Raw genomic sequence first — 21,406 nt, 5'->3', positions numbered from 1 at the left:
GGCGCCGGCGTGTTGTTGATCTGGATCAGCCACCGCGAAGAATAGACAGCGCCTCGTCGGCGATGACCTGCTCCTCGTCGGTGGCAATGACGTGAGCGGCGATGCGACTTTTCCTTGTGCTGATCGTGAAATCATTGGCGGCATTGGCTTTCTCGTCGATGGCAAGGCCGAGCCAGGACGATCGCTTGGCTACGCCGGCACGGATCTCCGACTGATGCTCGCCGATGCCGGCGGTGAAGACGAGCGTGTCGAGACCGTTCAGCGTCGCTGCCATGCGACCGATCTCGCCGGCAATGCGCAGCGTGAAGAGGTCGATCGCCTGGCGGGCCTGCGGCCGATCGTCCTTCAAGAGGTCGCGCGTATCGGCGCTGATGCCTGAGACGCCGAGCAGGCCGGAGCGATGATAGAGCAGGTCCTCGATCTCCTCGAAGGACTGTTTCCTTTGATCGGCCAGATGAAGGATGACGCCGGGATCGAGCCAGCCGGTGCGCGTCGCCATCGGGATGCCGTCGAGCGTCGAAAAACCCATGCTGCAATCGCGGCTGACGCCTTCATCCAGCGCGCAGAGGCTGGCGCCGCTGCCGAGATGGGCGACGACCACCTTTGCCGCGTGCGGCGCCTTGCGGCGAAGCTCGCCGGCGATGAACTTGTAGGAAAGTCCGTGGAAGCCATAGCGCTTGATGCCTTCGTCATGCAGCGCGCGGGGAATTGCGAAGCGGCGAATGAGATCGTCCTGCGTGGCATGGAAGGCGGTGTCGAAGGAGGCCGTCTGGACAAGATGCGGCTTCAGATGTTTGAGCGCGCGGATGAAACGCAACGCCTGCGGCTGGTGCAGGGGTGCAAGCGGGGTCAGCGCATCGACGGCATCGGTAGCGGCGGCGTCGAGGGCGATCGCTCTCGTGAAGCGGTCGCCGCCATGGACGACACGGTGGCCGGCAGCGCGCGTGGCGGTCATGTCGAAATGATCGGCAAGAAGCGCTAAGGTCTCATCGATGACGCCGTGCAGATCTTCCGTCACCTCGGCCTTCAACGGCATCTCAATTATCTGCGGTCCTTTCGTCAGGCTGAGCGACAGTGGTTCGGCGCGGAAATCGATGACGCCCTTGCCGATGCGCGTCGCCTCGGTTCCCTCAGTCGCGAAGATGCCGATCTTGACCGTGGAGGAGCCGGCATTGAAGGTCAGCAGCAGATCGGTCGATGCCATGTTTTCTAAGACTCCGCGCGCGCGTGACGATAGCCGAACTTAGTGTCGCGGCTCCTGACGGAAAGGTATTTATTCACCCGCCCGTGCGTTTTGTCGCTGCCCAGCCTATCATCTTGTGCGGCCGGGATTGTGACACAGCGTCCTTCATCAGGCGTTGCCGGCACCATGGCGGCGAGCGGCTCCGGCCTGCAATGGTCGGCCGTGCGTAACATGCTGATGGCCTGAGTGCTGACGCTGCCGGCCTGGATTGCGATCGCCTTCATGCTGTTCGTGATCATGCGCCAGGTTTTTTAGAGAAATTCCCGGCAAAGCGCGAAGCGGTTGTGCCGGGAATTGCGTCAAACCAAAAAGGTCAGAGCATACCGTCAGGCCGTGGAGGCCAGACTGGCATTGCGATCGCTGATGAAGATGCCCGCCTCGGCGGCGGGCATCGCCTTGCCGAAGAGATAGCCCTGGCCGATGTCGCAGCCAAGCTGCAGCAGGGAGGCGAGCTGGCCGTGCTCCTCGATGCCTTCGGCCGTCGTCTTGATGTGGAGGCTCCTGCCGAGGCCGAGCATGGCGCGGACGATCTTTTCCTGGCGCTCGTCGTCGCGATAGGTGGCGATGAAGCTTTTGTCGATCTTGATCTTGTCGAAACGATAGCGGGCGAGCTGGGCGAGGCTCGAATAGCCCGTGCCGAAATCATCGAGCGCGATCTGGATGCCGGCGGCGTGCAACTCGTCGAGAATGGCTGCTGCGACGGCAGGATCCTGGATCAGCGCGTTTTCGGTGATCTCCACTTCCAGGCGCTGCGGCGGCAACCGGCTTGCCGAAAGGACCTTGAGAATGCGCGACGTCAACAATTTGTCTTCCATTTGCACCGGCGAAACGTTGAAGGACAACATCACATGCTCCGGCCAGGTGAGGGCGTCGCTGCAGGCCTGGGTGAGAAGGTCCTCGAACAATGCGGTGATCATGCCGGTTTCCTCGGCAATATCGATGAAGACTGGCGGCGGAATGTTGACGCCGTCGTCGCCGATCCAACGCGCTAGGGCCTCGAAGCCGCAGAGCTGGCCGGTCTTCAGGTCGATCAGCGGCTGATAGAAGGGCTTGATCGCCTTGTTGGAGATCGCGGCGCGCAGCCTGGTTTCCAGCGCGGCGCGTTCCGTTACCTTGTCCTGCATCGAAGGTTCGAAGACGAAATAGTGGTTGGGTCCGCGTGATTTCGCCTCGTACATGGCGAGATCGGCACGGTGGGCGGCATCTTCCAGCGGCTCGGCTCCCTCCGCCCAGCGGTCATAGCCGACGCTGGCACCGACTTCGACGGCAAAGCCATCGATATGGATCGGTCGGGTGACGGCCTGGATCAGCAGCTTGGCAAAACGCTCCTCGCGCTGCGCCGTCAGGGCGAAGGCGACGATGATGAATTCGTCGCCGCCGAAGCGATAGACGCAATCGGCATTGCCGAGCGCGCAGATGCGTCTGGCAACCTCGATCAACAGGACATCGCCGCCCTTGTGGCCGACGAGATCGTTGACCTTCTTGAAGCCGTCGAGGTCGACGGAGAAGATGGTGACGTTGCGGTCCCATTCCTCGATCTCGGCCTCGTCGTCCTCGATCGGCCGTGAGAGGATCTTGCGTTCGAAGGCGTATCGGTTCGGCAGCTTGGTCAGATGGTCGTGGGTTGCGGTCCAATCGGCCTTTGCCTGGGCGGCGGCGCGCAGTTCCATTTCCTTGCGCAGGTCGGCGATGCGCAGCACCGAATAGACGAAGCTCATGGCGCCGGCGATGCCGAGCCCCAGAACGAGCTTGTCGGCGCCGTACTCGCCGAAACCGGTCATGAAGGCGACCAGGCTGTCGTCGAGCTGTAGAAGCGTGCCGAGAAGCCAGAGGGTCACTCCAGACACCACGATCGACACGCATTGCCTTCCGGCCCTGCTTTGGAAAAACACCGGCATTATGCCTTCTCCATCTCCACCTTCGCGGAAATATCACGAAAGTCTGAAATGTTTGTTGAAACCAGAAGGCGAATTATCGGAGGCGGCAGCCTGTTGCTGTGCCGCAGAGAGACCCGACAGGGCTTGTGGGGAACCAGGCGTCGTCGTCAGCGCGATCCCTTCGTGGTTCGGGAGGCCGGCTGATGCGGGAAAAGACGAAGGCGAGCGTGCTAGTGCATCGCTCGCCCTTTCTCGTGCTTCAGGCGGTGACGATCAGCAGCGGAACGCTGACGATGAGACCGACCAGAACCGTGACTGTGGCGACACGCATGAAACGCAGGCGTCGCGTGCGCTCGCCACTCCAATCATATGTCATTCTTCCATCTCCTTGGGACAAGGAAGTAGTCCCCGCAAAGGCGGGTTCAACAGAGATGACGCGATTTGCTTGTGCAAAGCTGGATAAGATCAGCAGTCTCTAATGCTGGAAGCGCAGAGACCAGCGCTGTCCGTTGCTGGTCATGCGGATGACGGAAAGCGGCTCGACGTCGCTCAGCCAGAAGGAGGAGGGCGGCGCCTGCAGCACATGCACAATCGACGCCCGGATGACGGCCGGATGGCTGATTGCAATGACGTGGCCGCCGAGGACGGCCTGGCCATCCATCCAGCCGGCGACGCGCGTGCGCAGATCACGAAGGCTCTCGCCGCCATGCGGGGCCGCTTCCGGATCGCTCATCCAGCCCATGAGGTTCTCCGGCTCTTCGGTCCCGATCGCCGCGATCGACCTGCCGGCCCAGCGGCCATGGTCGCAGTCGCAAAGCGCCTGATCTATTTGGGCTTCGAGGCGGAGCGCGTCAGCAGTCTGACGGGCGCGCAAGGCGGGGCTCGTGGCAATACGGTCGGCGCGGGGCGGGGCGATCATCCTGCCGGCTTCCTCCACTGCCTTGTCCTCCAGCGGTTCGTCGAGCGGGAACAGGGCCTTGCGGCTTGCTGCCGTCGCGCCATGGCAGATCCAGGTGAGGCGCGTGTTCACGGTCGTTCTTGTCTCCCGGAATGCAGCGACAGCGTCCTTCGCCGGCTTGTGAAGTTTCGTTGACAGTCTCTTCGGCGTGCAGATATAACCGTGCTGTTGCGGGTTTGGAAGCCGGTGTAAGTCCGGCGCGGTCGCGCCACTGTGACCAGCGTGTCGAAAACTCTTCGCGCTGGAAGTCAGACCCTACTGCACAAGCACTCTTTCGACTGAACGCGTCATTCCCGGAGGAATACATGTCTGACACCACTTTCGCGCCCGTTGCTGTACCGGCGCCGATCCCTGTGGGCGAGATCCTGCCCTGGGCGATCTTCGGCGGCCTGCTGATGCTCATCGTCCTCTATTTCGTCGGCACCGAGGAAGGCGCGATGGCGCTGTTCAACGGCATGTATGTGCATGAATTCGTGCATGACGGCCGCCATCTCCTCGGCTTTCCCTGCCACTAAAGCGCTTCGCGATCGGAGTTCCTGACATGGTTGGAAACCTTCTGCTTCGCGGCATGCTCGCGGGCCTGATTGCTGGCATCCTCGTTTTCGCTTTCGCCCATACCTTCGGCGAGCCGCTGGTCGATGCGGCGATCGCCTTCGAGGAGGCAAGCGCCCAGGCGGCCGGCGAAGCTGCCGAACCTGAAATCGTCAGCCGCGCCACGCAAGCCGGTCTCGGCCTTTTCACCGGCGTCATGGCCTACAGCGTCGCCGTCGGCGGGCTCTTCGCGCTCGCTTTCGCTTTCGTGCATGGTCGTTTCAGCCGCCTTTCAGCGCGCGGCACCTCGGCCGTCATCGCCATTGCCGCCTTCGTGGCGGTCGTGCTTGTTCCCAGCATCAAATATCCCGCCACTCCGCCGGCGGTCGGCAATCCCGACACAATCGGCGTCAGGACCGAACTGTTCTTCCTGATGATCGTCGTTTCGCTTGCCGCACTCATTGCCGCGGTGGCGCTGTCACGTCGTCTCTCCGAGCGCTTCGGTCCCTGGAACGGCGCGACCATCGCCGGCATCGCCTATCTCGTCTTCATCGGCCTCGTGCTCTATCTGCTGCCGCCGATCAACGAGGTGCCGGAAAACTTTTCCGCGATGGTGCTCTGGGGCTTCCGCACGACCTCGCTCGGCATGCATGCGATCCTCTGGGCAACGCTCGGCCTCGCCTTCGGGGCGCTGGCGGAAAAGCGGCTTGCCGTTAAGGGCGGGCAACGCGGCCGACCGGCAACGGCATTTCACTGAACGCACCTGAACTTTTCGGGCGATTATGAAAAACGACAGAGCCAGACCACTGCTGCTGACGGCGCTTTCTGCCGCCGCGTTTTTTTGTGTGGTCGCCGGAAGCGCTTTTGCCCATAGCCGCGGCGACGGCGGCAGCCATGCCGGGCTGAATATCCCGCAAATCTCCCATGGCGAGATGGCTGTCATATCTGACTATCGCGGTCGGATCATCGATCTTGCATCCCGCGCCGTCGATACGAACGAGCCGTTCCGGCGCGTGCTGAACTATGCCGAGATCCAGTATTCCTACTGTCTGTGGGGTCGGATGCCGGGCAGCGTGACGGATGAGGAAAGCCCGTTCAACGAATGCGCCCATGCCTATCTCGCCGCGACCAAGGCGGTTTTGCTTTCGATGCGCGAGATGCCGCAGGAGGCCGCTGCGGCGGGTGAAATCATTTCCGCGGTCGACGCCGACATGGTGCGGCGCGGGCTTGCGCTGATCAGCTGCCGGTTCAGCGGCGAAGCCTTCAACACGGCCGATATCGTCAAGCCGCGCTGGAGTGGGATCCCGTTTCATGCCGCAAGCATGGCATCGCTGACGGGGCTTGCCTCTTTGTTCGGCCTTGGCGTGTTTGCGCTTCGCCGTTTCTCGCGGCCGAAAGCTCAATCGTCGGAATAGCGCTGCTCGCGCCACGGATCGACATAGATGTGGTAGCCGTTCTTTTCCCAGAAGCCGGCCTGATCGGCAGGCATCAGCTCGATGCGGCGCAGCCATTTGGCGCTTTTCCAGAAATAGAGATGCGGCACGACGAGGCGCATCGGGCCGCCATGCTCCGGCGTCAGCGGCAGGCCTTCCCAGGCGGTGGCGAGGATCGCATCCTCGGCGGCGAAATCGGCGAGCGGCAGGTTCGTGGTATAGCCGTCATAACTCGTCAGCATCACGTAAGCTGCTTCCGGCTTCGGCATGGCAAGGTCGAGCAGATCGCGCGTCGAAACGCCCTTCCATTTGTTGTCGTAGCGCGACCATGTGGTGACACAGTGGATATCGCTCACCCCCGTGCTCTGTTCGATCGCCTGGAAGTCGGCCCAGGTGAGGGTGCGCGTCGTTTCGACGAGGCCGCGCACCTCGAGCCGCCAGGTCTCGGTCGAGATGACGGGCTGCTGGCCGAGGTCGAGTACAGGCCAGTTCTTGACAAGGTGCTGGCCGGGCGGCAGGCGCTCGGCTTCGGGACGGCTGATACGGCCGGTCAGGAACTTGCCCTCTGCCGCCCAGCGGCGCTTGGATGTGGTGAGTTTGCTGTCGGCGGGCGTCTGGTCGTCGCTCATGGGCGGGGCCTCCTTGCGATGCCGCAATAGGACATCCGCCCCTGCCGGGTGTCAAGTTTCGGCGGCCCCTTGGAAATCCCTACCCATCCCTCTAAACTCGGTGCGTTGGGTATGCCTCGCTGGGGAGTGAAGGCAGAAAAGGGGAGGAGCCGGTTCTGTCTTCGAAATATCGTGCGATAGCGGCGTTGCTGGTAGTGCCGCTGATCATCTTCGCCTTCTTCACCTATGGGAGCGCGATTGCGACGCGCGCCTATATGGAGGAAGCCTCGGCGCAGGCTGGAACGGCTCTGCGCCTTGCCGTTTCGGCACTCAGCGGTCATCTCAACCGCTACGAGGCGCTGCCGGCGCTGATCGCCGATCATGACGACATCAAGGAGCTGGTGAGCGCGCCTGAAGATGCGGCGCTACGCGATGCGGCCAATCTCTATCTCAAGGAGATCAACGGGCTGCTGAAATCCTCCGATATTTATGTGGTCAAGCCAGACGGAGAGACGATCGCGGCCAGCAATTACGATGGGCCTGCAAGCTTCGTCGGACAGAATTTCAGCTACAGGCCCTATTTTCAGGATGCGATCGAAGGCCGGCAGGCACGGTTTTACGCGCTCGGCACCACCTCGCTGAAGCGCGGCTATTATTTTGCCGCACCGATCCGGACCGGTGCGGATATTCGTGGCGTCATCGTCTTCAAGGTCGATATCGACATGATCGAATCCTCCTGGGGCGGCGGCGAATACAAGATTTTCGTCTCCGATCCGGAGGGCATCATCTTCATGTCCGGCAGCCCGGAATGGCTCTATGGCGCGATCCTGCCGCTGACGGCCGACCGTGTCGCCCGCACCGAGGCTTCGCGGCGTTATGCCAATGCCAGGCTGGCGGCGCTGCCGGTGACGCGTCACCACTTCGAGCAGCATGAGCTGATGACGCTGGCCGACGAGCGCGGTTCGAGCGAATATCTGGTGCTCTCGCATTACATGCCGGCCGAGGACTGGACGGTGAACGTGCTGATGGAGACGAGTTCCATCCGTGCCCAGGCACGCACAGCGCTTGCGGCAGTCTTTCTCTTCCTCTGCATCGCCGGGCTCACAGTCGCGGTTCTGCGCCAGAGGCGGGCGCGGCTTGCCGAGCGCATGCAGATGCAAGCCGAAGCCCGCAACGAGCTGGAGCGGCGCGTCGAGGAGCGCACAGCCGATCTTGCCCGTGTCAACAGCCGCATCGAAGAAGAAATCGCCGAACGGCGGCTGACCGAGCAGCAGCTCCGACAGACGCAAGCCGATCTGATCCAGGCGGGCAAGCTTGCCGGGCTGGGGCAGATGTCGGCTGCCCTTTCGCACGAGTTTAACCAGCCGCTCGCCGCCGCCAAGACCTATACGGAAAGCGCCTCCGTTCTCATCGACCGTGGGCGGACGGCGGAGGCGCGGGACAATATCCGGCGTATCGGCGGGCTGATCGACCGTATGGCTGCGATCAGCCGGCACCTGCGCAACTTCGCCCGGAAGCCGAACGAGAAGCTCGGTCCCGTTTCCCTCGACGAGGCGATGCGCGATACGCTCGAGATCATCGCTTGGCGGCTGAAGGCGGCGGATGCCGAACTGCTTCTCGCTCTCGGGCCGCGTCCGCCGGTGGTGCGCGCCGGTTCGGTGCGTCTGCAGCAGGTGCTGGTGAACGTGATCTCGAATGCGGCCGATGCGGTGGAAGGGCTGAATGATCGGCGCATCGAGGTTTCGGCCTTCGAGGAGGCCGGCAAGGTGGTGCTGGCTGTGCGGGACCATGGACCGGGCGTGCCGGCGGCGATCGCCGAGCGTATCTTCGATCCCTTCTTCACGACGAAGGGCGTCGGCAAGGGGCTCGGCCTCGGGCTTTCGATCTCCTATAACATCATCAAGGATTTCGGCGGCAGCCTTACTGCTGCCAATCATCCCGAAGGGGGCGCGGTGTTCCGCATCGAGCTGCAATCGGCGGCAGGGCTGATGCCGGAGGCAGCGGAATGAACGATGCGAAGATCCTGCTGGTTGACGACGAGGAGGAACTGCGCCGTTCGACGGCACAGGCGCTGGAGCTCTCCGGCTTCAGTGTCGAGACCTATTCGAACGGCGACCACGTGCTGGAGTTGATCGGCTACAGCTTTCCCGGCGTCGTCGTCAGCGATATCCGCATGCCCGGCATCGACGGCATGACGCTGATGCAGAAGATCCGCGAACTCGACCCGGAGGTGCCGGTCATTCTCGTCACCGGCCACGGCGACGTTCAGCTTGCGGTGAAGGCGATGCGCGAAGGGGCCTATGATTTCATCGAAAAGCCGTTCACGCCGGAGATGCTCGCCGGCGTCATCCGCCGGGCGATGGAGCGGCGCGGTCTCGTGCTCGAAAACCGGCTGCTGAAAGCGGTCGCCGGCAAGCGCGACGATATCGAGGCGCGGCTGCCGGGGCGCACGCAGGTGATGGTGGATCTGCGCTACCGCATCCGGGCGATCGGGGCGAGCGATGCCGATACGCTGATCGTCGGCGAGACCGGGGCCGGCAAAGAGGTGGTGGCGCGGGCGCTCCACGACATCAGCGCTCGGGCGAGCCGGCCGTTCATCGCGATCAATTGTGCCGCACTGCCGGCAAACCTGATCGAGAGCGAGCTTTTCGGCCACGAGGTGGGGGCCTTTCCGGGCGCGGTGAGGCCGCGTTACGGAAAATTCGAACATGGACGCGGCGGCACGATCCTGCTCGACGAGATCGGCTCCATGCCCTTTGACCTGCAGGCGAAGTTCCTGCGGGTGTTGCAGGAGCGGGTGATCTCCAGGCTCGGTTCGAACGAGGTGGTGGCGCTCGACGTGCGCTTCATCGCGACAAGCAAGGTCGATCTGGAGGCGGAGGTGGCGGCGGGGCGCTTCCGCGCCGATCTGTTCTATCGGCTGAATGTCGCGACCTTGCACGTGCCGTCGCTGTCGCAGCGGCGGGCGGATGTTCCGCTGCTTTTCCTGCAGCTGGTGCGGGAAGCGGCGGCCCGCTACGGCCGCGACGAGATGGCCGTGCCGCCAGACGTGATTTCCGACATTGCTCAGCGCGACTGGCCCGGCAATGTGCGTGAGCTGAGGAATGCCGCCGACCGTCTGGTCCTCGGTCTCGACAATGGCGGGCGGCAGGCCGAGGAGGCGACCGGGCTTGCGGAGCGCGTCGCCGAATTCGAGCGCGGGGTCATTGCCAGCGCGCTGGTGGCGCATGGCGGCAGCCTCAGGCCGGTCTATGAGTCGCTCGGCATTTCCCGGAAGACCCTCTACGAAAAGATGCAGAAATATGGTCTCGACAAGCGGATGCTGACCACCGAAAGCTAGCCCGGAGCTGGGCGGCGCTGCAATCTCGCGGTGCGATGGGTGGATTTCCACCCATCGCACCGGCCGTTTGTGTCCGAATCGACCCATGCTGCATCGCACTGTCGCAAAATCGTCTTTCGAAAGCGGCGGCAATGATTGCGGGTCGATTTTTCCAGGCGGCAAATAGGTGATCCGAACCGGCGCGGAGGATGTGTCGGCCGGCTTGCTTATTTCATCAGGGAGGAAACGATGAAAATTCTGAAGGCCATGCTCGGCCTGACCGCGGCTGCCGCGGTCTCTCTTCTCGCCGGCGCCGCTTCGGCGCAGACCTATCCCGAGCGCACCATCACCATGGTTGTGCCGTTTGCGGCCGGCGGCCCCACCGATACCGTCGCGCGCCTCGTCGCCGAATCCATGTCGAAGGATCTCGGCCAGCAGATCGTCGTCGAAAATGTCGGCGGCGCCGGCGGCACGCTCGGCGCCGGCCGCGTGGCGAGTGCCGATCCCGACGGTTACACCATCCTGCTGCATCATATCGGCATGGCGACCAGCGCCACGCTCTATCGCAAGCTCGCCTACGACACGCTCGGCGCCTTCGACTATGTCGGCCTCGTCACCGACGTGCCGATGACGATCGTCGCCCGCAAGGACATGGAGCCGGCCGACCTCAAGGGGCTGATCGATTATATCAAGGCCAACAAGGATAAGGTGACGGTCGCCAACGCCGGCATCGGTGCGGCCTCGCATCTCTGCGGCATGATGTTCATGAGCGCTATCCAGACGCCGCTGACGACCGTTCCCTATAAGGGCACCGGGCCTGCCATGACCGATCTGCTCGGCGGTCAGGTCGACGTCATGTGCGACCAGACGACCAACACGACGAAGCAGATCCAGGGCGGCACGATCAAGGCCTATGCCGTGACCTCGCCCAAGCGGCTCGACGTGATGAAGGACATTCCGACGGCCGTCGAAGCCGGCCTGCCGGGTTTTGAAGTCGGCATCTGGCACGGCATCTACACGCCGAAGGGCACGCCGGCTGAGATCAACGAACGGCTGTCGAAGGCGCTGCAGGTGGCGCTGAAGGATCCGAATGTCGGCGCCCGCTTCGCCGAGCTCGGCACGGCGCCATCCTCCGACGCCGATGCGACGCCGGCTGCGCTGAAGGCCAAGCTCGAAAGCGAGATTGCCCGCTGGAAAACGGTGATCGAGGCCGCGGGCGAATATGCCGACTGAGGGTTATCCTCGTCCAGGCATGCCGAAAGAGCCCCTCACCCTAACCCTCTCCCCGCTTGCGGGGAGAGGGGACTTGCGTCACTCAACGGCGGCAAGGGGCGAAGGGCTTGCAGCATTTTCCCTTCTCCCCGTTTGCGGTGAGAAGGGGCCGGCAGGCGGATGAGGGCAATCGCAGCAGCAGAGCGTCACGAACCATCTCCCCAGGAGACACCATGAAATCCATCAGTTTCGATACCACCAATGCGATTTGCGGCGCACTTTTCGTCGCGACCGGCGCTTTCTTCGCCATTCAGTCGCTGGGGCTCGACCTCGGCACGGCAGTGCGCATGGGGCCTGGTTATTTCCCGCTGGTGCTTGCCGCCGTGCTCGTGCTTCTCGGCGCGATCATCTTCATTCAGGCGCTGCGGGTCGAGGGCGAGCCGATCGACCCGTTTGCCTGGCGCGGCATGCTCTTCATCCTACCGGCACCGGTGTTCTTCGGGCTGACGGTGCGCGGGCTCGGCTTTGCGCCGTCACTGTTCCTCACCGCCTTCATCGCCTGCTTCGCATCGCAAAAGATGAACGTGTTCTTCGCGATCATCCTGTCGCTGCTGCTGACGATCTTTTCGGTTGGGGTCTTCAGCTACGGGCTCGGCCTGCCGTTCGAGCGCTTCGGCCCCTGGGTCCGGTTCTAGGAGACGATGATGGATCTTTTCAGCAATCTCGCGCTCGGCTTTGCAACAGCCGGCACTCCGGAAAACCTGCTCTTCTGCCTGATCGGCGTGCTGCTCGGCACGCTGATCGGCGTGCTGCCCGGGATCGGCGCCACGGCGACGATCGCCATGCTCTTGCCGATCACCTTCCAGCTTGAACCGGTTTCCTCGCTGATCATGCTCGCCGGCATCTATTACGGCGCGCAGTACGGCGGCTCGACGACGGCGATCCTGATCAACATGCCGGGCGAATCCTCCTCGGCCGTGACCGCGATCGACGGCTACCAGATGGCCCGCAAGGGCCGGGCGGGGGCAGCGCTTGCGATCGCGGCACTGGGTTCGTTCTTTGCCGGCACGGTCTCGACCTTCCTCGTCGCGATCTTCGCACCGCCGCTGACCGCAATCGCGCTGCAATTCGGCGCGGCGGAATATTTCTCGCTGATGATCGTCGGCCTCGTCTCCTCGATCGCGCTCGCGCACGGCTCGGTCGTCAAGGCGCTGGCCATGGTGGCGCTCGGGCTGCTGCTCGGCCTCGTCGGCACCGACATCTACACCGGCACGCCACGCTTCACGCTCGGCATCCGTGAATATGCGGACGGGCTGAACTTCGTGGCGCTTGCCGTCGGCGTGTTCGGGGTGGCGGAAATCCTGCGCAATCTCGAGGGCGAGTCGACACGCACGGTGCTGATGGCCAAGGTCACCGGCCTTTTGCCGTCCCGCCAGGAATTCAAGGAGATGATTGCGCCGGTCATTCGCGGTACGGCAATCGGTTCGGCGCTCGGCATCCTGCCGGGTGGTGGCGCCATTCTTGCTGCTTTTGCCTCCTACACGGTGGAAAAGCGGATGTCGAAAACGCCGGAGGAATTCGGCAAAGGCGCGATCGCCGGTGTTGCGGGACCGGAATCGGCAAACAATGCCGGCGCGCAGACCTCGTTCATTCCGCTTCTGACGCTCGGCATTCCGGCCAATCCCGTCATGGCGCTGATGGTCGGGGCGATGATCATCCAGGGCATCGTACCCGGTCCGAACGTCGCCACCGAGCAGCCGGCGCTGTTCTGGGGCATCATCGCCTCGATGTGGATCGGCAACCTGATGCTGGTCATCCTCAACCTGCCGCTGATCGGGCTCTGGGTGAAGCTCTTGACCGTGCCTTACTACGTGCTCTTCCCCATCATCATGGCTTTCTGCTCGATCGGGGTCTACAGCGTCAACGCCAACGTCTACGATCTCTACGCCGTCGCCTTCTTCGGGCTCATCGGCTATGTGCTGGCGAAACTTCGCTGTGAGCCGGCGCCGCTTCTGCTCGGCTTCGTGCTCGGGCCGCTGCTCGAGGAGAACCTCCGGCGCGCCATGATCCTGTCGCGCGGCGATCCGACGACCTTCGTCACGCGGCCGATCAGTGCCATTCTTCTGGCCATTGCGGTCGCCGTCCTCATTGTCGTCTTCCTGCCGAGCGTCAAGAAGAAGCGTGAGGAGGTGTTCGTCGAGGAGGGCTAGAGCATGATGCCGAAAAGTGTAAGCGGTTTTCGGACGACATCACGCTCTAACTATATAATGTAGAACAGAATTCAGATTTTAGGCCGGCCTAAAATCATCCTGTTCTGGGGGTTGAACTTACTGCCTGGTTGATGAACAAGAGATAATCTGAGGTGGGCGCCGGTTGGGCGCCCGTTTCGCTTGACAGGATATCCAGGCCCCCAGGAGCATTGCGCGATGAGCATTCCCGCCCGGATCAAGGACGATCTGCCGTTTCTGACCTCCCTGCGCCGCGACCTGCACGCCCATCCCGAACTCGGTTTCGAGGAGGAGCGTACCGCCGGCATCGTCGCGAGGCTTCTTGAAGAAGCTGGCATTACGGTGCATCGCGGCCTCGGCGGCACCGGCGTGGTCGGCACGCTACAGCTCGGCAACGGCACGCGCAGGATCGGGCTGCGGGCTGACATGGATGCGCTCGCCATGCCCGAAATGGCGGAGCGGCCCTATAAATCGACCGTGCCCGGAAAAATGCATGCCTGCGGCCATGACGGCCATACGGCGATGCTGCTTGGCGCCGCGCGGCATCTTGCGGCAACGCGGGACTTTTCCGGCACGGTGCATTTCATCTTCCAGCCGGCCGAAGAAGGGCGAGGCGGAGCAAGGCGCATGGTCGAGGAGGGGCTGTTCACGCTTTTCCCCTGCGATGCCGTTTATGGGCTGCATAACATGCCTGGGCTTGCGGTCGATGAGATCGCCGTGGTCGAGGGGCCGCAGCTTGCCTCCTCCGACAGCTGGCGCATTACCTTCCGTGGGACCGGCACGCACGGCGCCAAGCCGCATCTCGGCCGCGATCCGATCACGGCGGCCGGGACCTTCCTGTCATCGCTGCAGACGATCGTCGGACGGGTGATCGATCCGCTGCAACCGGCCGTCGTCAGCGCCTGTTTCCTGCAGGCGGGCGACCCGAAGGCTCTGAACGTCATTCCTGATATCGTTGAGATCGGTGGGACGGCGCGAGCCTATTTGCCCGATGTGCGCGACCAGCTGGAGACCGAGATCGGACGATTGGCGCATGGCACTGCGGCCATGTACGGCATTGCTGTGGACTATGCATTCGAGCGGCGGATTCCGCCCGTCATCAATGACGCGGATGCGACCGCACGGGCGCTGGCCGTGGCCGGCTCGGTCTTCGGCGGGAAGGTGCAGACAAGCTTTCCGCCGTCGACGGCAGGCGACGATTTCGCCTTTTTCGCCCAGAATGCGCCGGGTTGCTATGTCTGGCTCGGCAACGGTCCGGCGGTGGACGGGGCTCTGCATCACAACACGGCCTATGATTTCAACGATGAAGCGCTGGGATATGGGGCGGCCTATTGGGTGGCGCTGGTCGAGCGGGAGTTGAAGGTTTGATTATCTGCTGCCCAATTGCCCAAACCGGAATCGATTGCAGGAATTAGGCAGCAGCTCAAATTGTTACATTCGTCAATGTCCATCAGTCCATCGGCGATTCCTCAACCCGGGCCGTCCCGCGCGTGGCATGGATGAAGGCGAGCACGAAGCCGATCGCCAGCACAAGCACGATGGTCGGCGCCGGCGCGCTGTCGATGAAGAAGGACAGGTAGACGCCGACAAAGGAACCGATCACGGCAATGGCAACGGAGAGGAGCAGCATCGTGCTGAACCTGCGGGTGAGCAGGAAGGCGATGGCTCCCGGCGCAATCAGCATGGCGATCGAAAGGATGATGCCTACCGCCTGCAAGGCACCGACGATCGTCAGCGAGATGAGGGCGAGAAGGCCGTAATGCAGCAGGTTGATCCTGAGGCCCACCGCTCTCGCCTGGGCGGGGTCGAAGGCGTGCAGCAGGAAGTCCTTCCACTTCACACCAAGAACGACAGCCGTGATCGCAGCGATGACGGCCGACTGCCCGATGTCGCGCCAGGAGACACCGAGCATGTCGCCGAACAGGATGTGATCGAGATGCACGTCGGACTGGATCTTGACATAAAGGACCAGGCCGAGCCCGAACATGCCGGAGAAGACGATGCCCATCACCGTATCCTGTTTGATACGGCTGTTATCTTTCAGGAAACCGGTGGCGATAGCGCAAAACATGCCGGCCACGAAGGCGCCAACCGCAAACGGTATGCCGACGATATAGGCGATGACCACGCCGGGAAAGACGGCGTGGCTGATGGCATCTCCCATCAGAGACCAGCCTTTCAGAACCAGGAAGCAGGACAACAGCGCCATCGGGATTGCGACCAGCACCGAGATCACCAGCGCATTGACCATGAAGCCGAACTGGAAAGGCGAAAGAAGCGTCTCGACCATGTTCATGGCGCTGCCTCCAGCGCCTGCGCAGCACGTCTGCGTGCCGCCAGCATGCCGTGTTTGGGTGCGAAGAAGAACGCGACCAGGAAGATTGCCGTCTGCAGCACGACGATGATGCCGCCTGTCGCGCCATCAAGGAAGTAACTCGCATAAGCGCCAACGAAGCTGGTCATCGATCCGATGATGACCGCGATCACAAGCAGCCGCGGAAAGCGGTCGGTCAGCAGATAGGCGGTCGCGCCGGGCGTCACCACCATGCAGATGACGAGGAACGCACCGACGGTCTGCAGCGCCGCGACGGTGGAGGCGGACAGCAGCGTGAAGAAAATGACCTTGAGAGCGGTCGGATTGAGACCGATCGATCGGGCATGGCTCTCGTCGAAGAAAGTGACCATCAGGTCTTTCCATTTGACGAGCAGGACGGCGAGCGACACGAAGCCGATGATGGCGAGTTGCAGCGTATCCTCGGGCGTGATGGCGAGAATGTTGCCGAGCACGATCGTCTGGATGTTGACCGCCATAGGTTGGAGCGAAACCATGAACAGGCCCAGCCCGAAGAAAGAGGAGAAGATCAGGCCGATGATGGCATCTTCCTTCAGCTTGGTGCGCTGGTTGAGGAAAAGCATCGCTGCGGCAGCGAGTCCTCCGGAAAAGAAGGCTCCGATCGAAAAGGGAAGTCCGAGCATATAGGCGCCGGCGACGCCGGGAACGATCGCGTGCGAGAGCGCGTCGCCGATCAGCGACCAGCCTTTCAGCATCAGATAACAGGAGAGGAAAGCGCAGACGCCGCCGACAAGGGCGGACACCCACATGGCATTGAGCATGTATTCATAGGTGAAGGGCTGCAGGAGGTCGGCTATCATTCCCGGCCCCCATTGCCACTATCGGACCTCCGGGCGGTCGCTTTGCCACCCTGCATGATCAGGGGGCGCTCATCGTCGGTTATGACGCCGATCGACGTTGGCCTGCCGTTCTGCGCTTCGCTGAACACGAAATGACGCAGCACGCCGCCAAAGGTCTTTTCCAGATTTTCCTGCGTAAAAGTCTCGACGGTCGGGCCGTAGGCGAGCACCGTGCCCTTGATCAGAATGGTCCGGTCGCAGAACTCCGGCACGGAGCCGAGATTGTGGGTGGAGACCAGCATGACGCGGCCTTCATCCCGCAGTTCGCGCAGGAGCTTGATGATCTGGTCCTCGGTCTTTACGTCGACGCCGGTAAAGGGTTCATCGAGCAGAATGACCCGGCCGTCCTGCGCCAGGGCTCGCGCCAAAAAGACCCGCTTCCTCTGACCGCCGGAGAGTTCGCCGATCTGGCGCTTGCGGAATTCGCTCATGGCGACACGGGCGAGCGCGGAGGCCACTGCCTCGTGGTCCGCGGCCTTCGGGATGCGCATCATGCCCATGTGGCCGTAGCGGCCCATCATCACGACATCCTCGACCAGCACCGGGAAATTCCAGTCGACTTCTTCCGATTGCGGCACATAAGCGACGAGGTTCTTGCGCAGCGCCTCTTCGACCGGCATGCCAAGCACGCGAATGTGGCCCCTGGCGAGACGCACGAAACCCATGATCGACTTGAAGAGCGTCGACTTGCCGGAACCGTTGACACCGACCAGCGCGGCGATCGTGCCCGTCGGGATCTGGAAACTCGCGTCCCTCAGGGCCGTATGTCCGTTGCGGTAAGTGACGGTCGCATCCTTTACCGTGATCCCCGATCCCGCATCCGAGGATGCGGGACGGACAAGATTGCCAAGCAGCACGGTCATTGCGACAACCCATCGGCAAGACCCTTCGCGACCGTATCGGAGGTCACGCGCAGAAGATCGATATAGGTTGGCACCGGGCCGTCGGCTTCGCTCAGCGAGTCGACATAAAGCACGCCTCCATAGTGGGCGCCGGTTTCGCGCGCCACCTGCCGGGCCGGTTTATCGGAAACGGTGCTTTCGCTGAAGACGGTTGGGATCTGGTTTTCCTTCACCGCATCGATCACCTTGCGGACCTGCTGGGGCGTGCCCTGCTGGTCGGCGTTGATTGGCCAGAGATAGAGTTCCTTCAGCCCGAAATCGCGTGCGAGATAGGAAAAGGCGCCCTCGCTTGAAACCAGCCAGCGCTTGTCCTCGGGGATTTTTTCGAGGGTGGCGCGGATCGGAGTGATCGTCGCTTCGATCTTCTGCTTGTAGGCCTCGGCGTTAGCCTTGTAGGTCTCCGCATTCGCCGGATCATACTTTGCGAAAGCATCACGGATATTGTCGACGTAAATCAGGGCGTTCTTCGGTGACATCCAGGCGTGGGGATTGGGCTTGCCTTCGTAGGGGCCTTCCGAGATGCCCATTGGTTCGATGCCATCGGAGACAACGGCACCGGGGACGTCGTGCAGGTTCTGGAAGAACTTTTCGAACCAGCGCTCCAGATTGAGCCCGTTCCAGAGAATGAGCTGTGCACCTTGGGCCCGCTGGATGTCACCCGGCGTCGGCGCATAGTTGTGGATCTCCGCGCCCGGCTTGGTGATCGATTCCACGATCGCGGCATCACCGGCCACGTTTTTTGCCATGTCGGCAATTACCGTGAAGGTCGTCACCACCTTGAACTTCGAATTGGTTGTCTGTTGGGCAGCGGCGGGAAAGGCAACCAGCACGGCTGCGAATGCCACCCCTATCATTCCGGCCAAAACCGACCGTCTTTCCCCATAGAGCATATATTTCTCCTCTTGCTGCTTTTACGACCGAATTGCCAAAGCCGCGGAGAGTCGAACAAGTTGCGATTCAGAATGATTTGCAAAAAATGCTTGACGACCCTTGTTTCGACTATTGTGCAATTAAGAATGAATTGCAACAATGATCCGAACCGTAGGCCGAAAAAGATGACAGCAGGGCCCGACGGGCTGGCTGCGGTCAACCTCATCGAACAACGCACCGGGATTTGCCGCAACGGCGCATGGTTCGATCGGTTAGGCGTTTGAGGGGCACACGGCACGCCTTCTGTCGGAGCCGCGCTTTCCACGATCTACCAAACAGCCAGCACCGGGTTTTCCAGCACCTTGCCCGTTACAACATCGGCAATTCCCTGATCGGTCTGATGCGGGCCGACATTGCAGGCGAGCGTTGCGCCGAAGCAGGCCTTGAAGACCAGATAGGGCGGCTTCCATGTGACGATCTTTTCCATCGCCTTGCGGATGCCGGCAAAGGCCAGCGCCGTGTCCTTCAGCGACGCATCCGTCACCAGGCCGGAGAGCGGCAGCGGCAGCATCGCCTCGATCCTGCCGTCCTTGGCGACAGCCATGCCGCCGCCGGCTGATATGACTGCGTTGGCGGCGAGCGCCATGTCGCCGGCATTGCCGCCGAAGACGGTGAGGTTATGGCTGTCATGCGAAACGGTGGTACAGAAAGCGCCGCGCCATTCACCCCAGCCGGTGAGGAAGCCGATGCGCGGGATGCCGTCGGTCTTGCCGTGGCGATGGGCGACTGAAATCATGGCGCTGCCGGCCGGCGGCACGATGAAACCATCCCTGACCTCGGTTTCGGCCTCGCCCCATTGCGTGAAGCGCGGGCGGTCGATGGTGGCGACGCGGACGCGCTCGCCCTTCGCCGGAATGCGAAAATCATTCTCGGTCAGCGGCGGCAGCTTCACCGAATTGACAAGCGGCGCCGTATCGATCTGCTGGACGGCAACCTGCATGCTGCCGTTGCGGGCAACGATGCGGCCGCCTGATATGACGAGCCGCGCCCGGAATTCCGTGAGGTCTTCGAAGAGCACGATGTCGGCGCGGCGACCAGTGGCGACGAGGCCGAGATCGGAGCGCTTCAGACGTTGTGCGGCGTTGAAGGTCGCGGCGCGGATGGCCCATTCCGGCTTCATGCCGTAGCGCACCAGGCGCCTGACGACGTCGTCGAGGCCGCCGCCTTCCTGGAGTTCGTCAGGAAAGACGTCGTCGGTGCAGAGCGTGACGGTCGGGGGTAGGTGGCCGAGACCGCTCAGCACCTCGACGAACTCCTGCAGCAGATGGTCGTGAGAGCCACGCAGCTCAATCGTCAGGCCGGCGGAAAGCTTGGCGAGTAGATCGGCACCGGAGGTAAGTTCGTGGTCGGAGGTGATGCCCGATGCCATGAAGGCGTTGAGATCGGCGCCTTCGAGGCCGCGTGCATGGCCGCAGACGAGTTTCCCGGCGGCAAGGCCGGCATTGACGATATCAGTCATGCGCGGATCGCCGTCGATGACGCCGCGCATATTCATCACTTCGGCGACGCCGCCGACGGCGGAGGAGTGCAGCATCTCGGTGATCATGGAGGCATCGAAATCGGCGCCGGCAAGCTCCAGGCCCGGCGCGGAGGGCACGCAGGAGGGCGCAAGAAGGATCATACGCAGCGGCAGGCTGCGCGCCGCCTCGATCGCCCAGCGCACGCCGTCGAGCCCATGGACGTTGCCGAATTCATGCGGATCCCAGACGATGGTGGTGACGCCGCGTGGCAAGACAGCGCTCGCATATTCGGCCGGTGTCACCATCGAACTTTCGATATGCATGTGCGTGTCGATCAGGCCGGGCGTCAGGATACTGCCCGCCGCATCGATGATCTCGACGGCATCCGTGCGGCTTGCCGGGGCATGAACGCTTGATATCAGCGCGCCGACGAGGCCGATATCGGCTTGCCGGATCAGGCCCGTCACCGTATCGAGCAGCCGGCCACCGGTGATCAGCATGTCGAAAGGGGCGTCGCCGCGCGCAGCGGTGACGGCGCGGGCGCGCAAAGCGGGATCGTTGAGATCGGCGGGTTCTTGGCGAGCGGTGGCGTTCATTTGCGGGCCTCGTTGACCAGGGCAGCGAGAATGATGACACGCGCCATGTCGGCATCGATGTCGGCAGCGAATTGAGCATTGAAGGTCGCATGCGTGGCGCGGGTCTCGACGACGGTACGGCCGCGGGTCAAGGCGCCCTGCAGCTCGACGTCGATACGGGCAGGGCGGAAGCTGACGATATCCGGAGCGACGAAGGCGACGGCGGCGGAAGGATCGTAAATCGCCATGGCCGGGCGGCCGCGGCTGGTGCCGATACGGATATAACCCGAAAACATATCGGCGATCAGCTCGGCGTTGGCGCCGCCGGCATTGCGCACCGGCTCGGCGTCTTCGGGCCTCGCCAGCACCTTGCGGCAGAGGTCGAGATCGACCATGCGCAGCGGCAGGCCATGGGCGATGACGATCGAGAGGGCTTCGGGATCGGCGAGCGCGTTGAACTCGGCGGAGGCCGTATGGTTGCCTGACGTGACGCCGCCGCCCATCCAGACGAGCTCGGTGATGCGGGCAGCAAGATCGGGCCGGGCGAGCGCCACGGCAGCGATGTTGGTCAGCGGGCCAAGCGCCAGGATGCGGTGCTGGCCTTTGCGCTCCAGCCAGCGGCAGAGTGCTGTGAAGGCATCGCTTTCGGCAAGGTCAGCCGCCGGCGGCAGGCTTCTGCCTGATGTCGGGATGCCGGTTTCGCCAAGGATCGCCTGAGCGGTTTCCAGCTTGCCGAGCACGGGCATGGCGCGGCCGGTGTGGATCGGGAACGTCCAGCCGAAGGCGCTGGCGGCGCCGGCGGCGTTTATCCTCACCTGCGGCAGCGGCGTATTGCCGAAGACCAGTGATATTCCGTCGATCTCGAATTCCGACTGTCCCACCATCAGAATGGCGGCGATGTCGTCGAAGCCCATGTCCGTGTCGATCCAGACGCCCAT

General features: G+C 62.8%; 20 protein-coding genes and 1 riboswitch. Of the genes, 9 read left to right on the top strand and 11 right to left on the bottom strand.

Annotated elements, in window-relative coordinates; all coding sequences use genetic code 11:
• Positions 1-25: 25 nt before the first annotated feature.
• The 4 genes from RL_RS20135 to RL_RS20120 all read right to left on the bottom strand — a co-directional run bounded on the left by RL_RS20135 (position 26) and on the right by RL_RS20120 (position 4,150).
• Entirely contained in the window at positions 26-1,204 is a 1,179-nt protein-coding gene (locus RL_RS20135) for an acetate/propionate family kinase (RefSeq protein ID WP_011653335.1), read from the bottom strand.
• A 5-nt stretch (positions 1,205-1,209) separates the two neighbouring features.
• The gene (locus RL_RS39995) at positions 1,210-1,482 is read right to left on the bottom strand and encodes a hypothetical protein (protein WP_011653334.1); all 273 of its coding nucleotides are present in this window, start codon (positions 1,480-1,482) and stop codon (positions 1,210-1,212) included.
• Positions 1,483-1,569: 87 nt separating this feature from the next.
• Positions 1,570-3,141: a putative bifunctional diguanylate cyclase/phosphodiesterase gene (locus RL_RS20125; RefSeq protein WP_041936445.1), complete on the bottom strand. Its 1,572-nt coding sequence runs from the start codon at positions 3,139-3,141 to the stop codon at positions 1,570-1,572.
• A 454-nt stretch (positions 3,142-3,595) separates the two neighbouring features.
• Entirely contained in the window at positions 3,596-4,150 is a 555-nt protein-coding gene (locus RL_RS20120; protein WP_011653332.1) for a histidine phosphatase family protein, read from the bottom strand.
• A gap of 106 nt (positions 4,151-4,256) precedes the next feature.
• Positions 4,257-4,332, top strand: a riboswitch (cobalamin riboswitch).
• Positions 4,333-4,383: 51 nt separating this feature from the next.
• Here RL_RS20120 and RL_RS20115 point away from each other — a divergent pair.
• From RL_RS20115 to RL_RS20105, 3 genes are read left to right on the top strand one after another with little or no spacing between them, the layout of a single operon-like run.
• A complete protein-coding gene (locus tag RL_RS20115; RefSeq protein ID WP_003542661.1) occupies positions 4,384-4,593 on the top strand; it encodes a CbtB domain-containing protein in 210 nt (69 codons plus the stop codon).
• Between the two features lie 26 nt (positions 4,594-4,619).
• Positions 4,620-5,366: a CbtA family protein gene (locus RL_RS20110; RefSeq protein ID WP_011653331.1), complete on the top strand. Its 747-nt coding sequence runs from the start codon at positions 4,620-4,622 to the stop codon at positions 5,364-5,366.
• A 25-nt stretch (positions 5,367-5,391) separates the two neighbouring features.
• Positions 5,392-6,024, top strand: a complete 633-nt coding sequence (locus RL_RS20105; protein ID WP_011653330.1) for a hypothetical protein — start codon at positions 5,392-5,394, stop codon at positions 6,022-6,024.
• Here RL_RS20105 and RL_RS20100 read toward each other — a convergent pair.
• Positions 6,009-6,671: a sulfite oxidase-like oxidoreductase gene (locus RL_RS20100; RefSeq protein ID WP_011653329.1), complete on the bottom strand. Its 663-nt coding sequence runs from the start codon at positions 6,669-6,671 to the stop codon at positions 6,009-6,011. The genes RL_RS20105 and RL_RS20100 overlap by 16 nt on opposite strands.
• 185 nt (positions 6,672-6,856) lie before the next feature.
• Here RL_RS20100 and RL_RS20095 point away from each other — a divergent pair, with 185 nt between their 5' ends.
• From RL_RS20095 to RL_RS20070, 6 genes are all read left to right on the top strand, one after another.
• Positions 6,857-8,659, top strand: coding sequence for a sensor histidine kinase (locus RL_RS20095; protein WP_011653328.1), 1,803 nt, complete (start codon positions 6,857-6,859; stop codon positions 8,657-8,659).
• A complete protein-coding gene (locus RL_RS20090) occupies positions 8,656-9,990 on the top strand; it encodes a sigma-54-dependent transcriptional regulator (protein ID WP_011653327.1) in 1,335 nt (444 codons plus the stop codon). The genes RL_RS20095 and RL_RS20090 overlap by 4 nt, the downstream gene beginning before the upstream one ends.
• A 228-nt stretch (positions 9,991-10,218) precedes the next feature.
• Complete coding sequence (locus tag RL_RS20085) at positions 10,219-11,202, top strand: tripartite tricarboxylate transporter substrate-binding protein (protein WP_011653326.1); 984 nt, start codon at positions 10,219-10,221, stop codon at positions 11,200-11,202.
• A gap of 212 nt (positions 11,203-11,414) precedes the next feature.
• Positions 11,415-11,876 carry a tripartite tricarboxylate transporter TctB family protein gene (locus RL_RS20080; RefSeq protein WP_011653325.1) on the top strand — a complete coding sequence of 154 codons (462 nt, stop codon included), beginning with the start codon at positions 11,415-11,417 and terminating at the stop codon, positions 11,874-11,876.
• Positions 11,877-11,885: 9 nt separating this feature from the next.
• Positions 11,886-13,391, top strand: a complete 1,506-nt coding sequence (locus tag RL_RS20075) for a tripartite tricarboxylate transporter permease (protein WP_041936444.1) — start codon at positions 11,886-11,888, stop codon at positions 13,389-13,391.
• Between the two features lie 216 nt (positions 13,392-13,607).
• On the top strand, positions 13,608-14,777 hold the full coding sequence (locus RL_RS20070) for a M20 aminoacylase family protein (protein ID WP_011653323.1): 1,170 nt from the start codon (positions 13,608-13,610) through the stop codon (positions 14,775-14,777).
• An 82-nt stretch (positions 14,778-14,859) separates the two neighbouring features.
• Here the strand turns inward: RL_RS20070 and RL_RS20065 are convergent, their stop codons facing one another.
• From RL_RS20065 to RL_RS20040, 6 genes are all read right to left on the bottom strand, one after another.
• Positions 14,860-15,705: a metal ABC transporter permease gene (locus RL_RS20065; RefSeq protein ID WP_011653322.1), complete on the bottom strand. Its 846-nt coding sequence runs from the start codon at positions 15,703-15,705 to the stop codon at positions 14,860-14,862.
• Positions 15,702-16,562 (bottom strand): iron/manganese ABC transporter permease subunit SitC, encoded by an 861-nt coding sequence (gene sitC, locus RL_RS20060; protein WP_011653321.1) that lies wholly within the window; start codon positions 16,560-16,562, stop codon positions 15,702-15,704. The genes RL_RS20065 and sitC overlap by 4 nt, the downstream gene beginning before the upstream one ends.
• On the bottom strand, positions 16,559-17,464 hold the full coding sequence (locus RL_RS20055) for a manganese/iron ABC transporter ATP-binding protein (RefSeq protein ID WP_011653320.1): 906 nt from the start codon (positions 17,462-17,464) through the stop codon (positions 16,559-16,561). The genes sitC and RL_RS20055 overlap by 4 nt, the downstream gene beginning before the upstream one ends.
• Positions 17,461-18,393, bottom strand: coding sequence for a metal ABC transporter substrate-binding protein (locus RL_RS20050; protein ID WP_011653319.1), 933 nt, complete (start codon positions 18,391-18,393; stop codon positions 17,461-17,463). The genes RL_RS20055 and RL_RS20050 overlap by 4 nt, the downstream gene beginning before the upstream one ends.
• 308 nt (positions 18,394-18,701) lie before the next feature.
• Positions 18,702-20,489 carry an adenine deaminase gene (locus RL_RS20045; protein ID WP_011653318.1) on the bottom strand — a complete coding sequence of 596 codons (1,788 nt, stop codon included), beginning with the start codon at positions 20,487-20,489 and terminating at the stop codon, positions 18,702-18,704.
• On the bottom strand, positions 20,486-21,406 hold the full coding sequence (locus RL_RS20040) for a nucleoside hydrolase (RefSeq protein ID WP_028742171.1): 921 nt from the start codon (positions 21,404-21,406) through the stop codon (positions 20,486-20,488). Before RL_RS20040 ends, RL_RS20045 begins: the two co-directional genes overlap by 4 nt.

Origin of the sequence: Rhizobium johnstonii 3841 (assembly GCF_000009265.1) — a bacterium.
Lineage (GTDB): Bacteria > Pseudomonadota > Alphaproteobacteria > Rhizobiales > Rhizobiaceae > Rhizobium > Rhizobium acaciae.
The sequence above is the reverse complement of the archived record's forward strand: the minus strand, read 5'-3'. Positions and strand labels throughout refer to the sequence as shown.

Excerpts from the sequence above, each read along its gene's own strand:
- RL_RS20135 (WP_011653335.1), bottom strand. The coding sequence starts at position 1,204 with ATGGCATCGACCGATCTGCTGCTGACCTTCAATGCCGGCTCCTCCACG.
- RL_RS39995 (WP_011653334.1), bottom strand. The coding sequence starts at position 1,482 with ATGATCACGAACAGCATGAAGGCGATCGCAATCCAGGCCGGCAGCGTC.
- RL_RS20125 (WP_041936445.1), bottom strand. The coding sequence starts at position 3,141 with ATGCCGGTGTTTTTCCAAAGCAGGGCCGGAAGGCAATGCGTGTCGATC.
- RL_RS20115 (WP_003542661.1), top strand. The coding sequence starts at position 4,384 with ATGTCTGACACCACTTTCGCGCCCGTTGCTGTACCGGCGCCGATCCCT.
- RL_RS20110 (WP_011653331.1), top strand. The coding sequence starts at position 4,620 with ATGGTTGGAAACCTTCTGCTTCGCGGCATGCTCGCGGGCCTGATTGCT.
- RL_RS20105 (WP_011653330.1), top strand. The coding sequence starts at position 5,392 with ATGAAAAACGACAGAGCCAGACCACTGCTGCTGACGGCGCTTTCTGCC.
- RL_RS20100 (WP_011653329.1), bottom strand. The coding sequence starts at position 6,671 with ATGAGCGACGACCAGACGCCCGCCGACAGCAAACTCACCACATCCAAG.
- RL_RS20090 (WP_011653327.1), top strand. The coding sequence starts at position 8,656 with ATGAACGATGCGAAGATCCTGCTGGTTGACGACGAGGAGGAACTGCGC.
- RL_RS20085 (WP_011653326.1), top strand. The coding sequence starts at position 10,219 with ATGAAAATTCTGAAGGCCATGCTCGGCCTGACCGCGGCTGCCGCGGTC.
- RL_RS20080 (WP_011653325.1), top strand. The coding sequence starts at position 11,415 with ATGAAATCCATCAGTTTCGATACCACCAATGCGATTTGCGGCGCACTT.
- RL_RS20075 (WP_041936444.1), top strand. The coding sequence starts at position 11,886 with ATGGATCTTTTCAGCAATCTCGCGCTCGGCTTTGCAACAGCCGGCACT.
- RL_RS20070 (WP_011653323.1), top strand. The coding sequence starts at position 13,608 with ATGAGCATTCCCGCCCGGATCAAGGACGATCTGCCGTTTCTGACCTCC.
- RL_RS20065 (WP_011653322.1), bottom strand. The coding sequence starts at position 15,705 with ATGAACATGGTCGAGACGCTTCTTTCGCCTTTCCAGTTCGGCTTCATG.
- sitC (WP_011653321.1), bottom strand. The coding sequence starts at position 16,562 with ATGATAGCCGACCTCCTGCAGCCCTTCACCTATGAATACATGCTCAAT.
- RL_RS20055 (WP_011653320.1), bottom strand. The coding sequence starts at position 17,464 with ATGACCGTGCTGCTTGGCAATCTTGTCCGTCCCGCATCCTCGGATGCG.
- RL_RS20050 (WP_011653319.1), bottom strand. The coding sequence starts at position 18,393 with ATGCTCTATGGGGAAAGACGGTCGGTTTTGGCCGGAATGATAGGGGTG.
- RL_RS20045 (WP_011653318.1), bottom strand. The coding sequence starts at position 20,489 with ATGAACGCCACCGCTCGCCAAGAACCCGCCGATCTCAACGATCCCGCT.
- RL_RS20040 (WP_028742171.1), bottom strand. The coding sequence starts at position 21,406 with ATGGGCGTCTGGATCGACACGGACATGGGCTTCGACGACATCGCCGCC.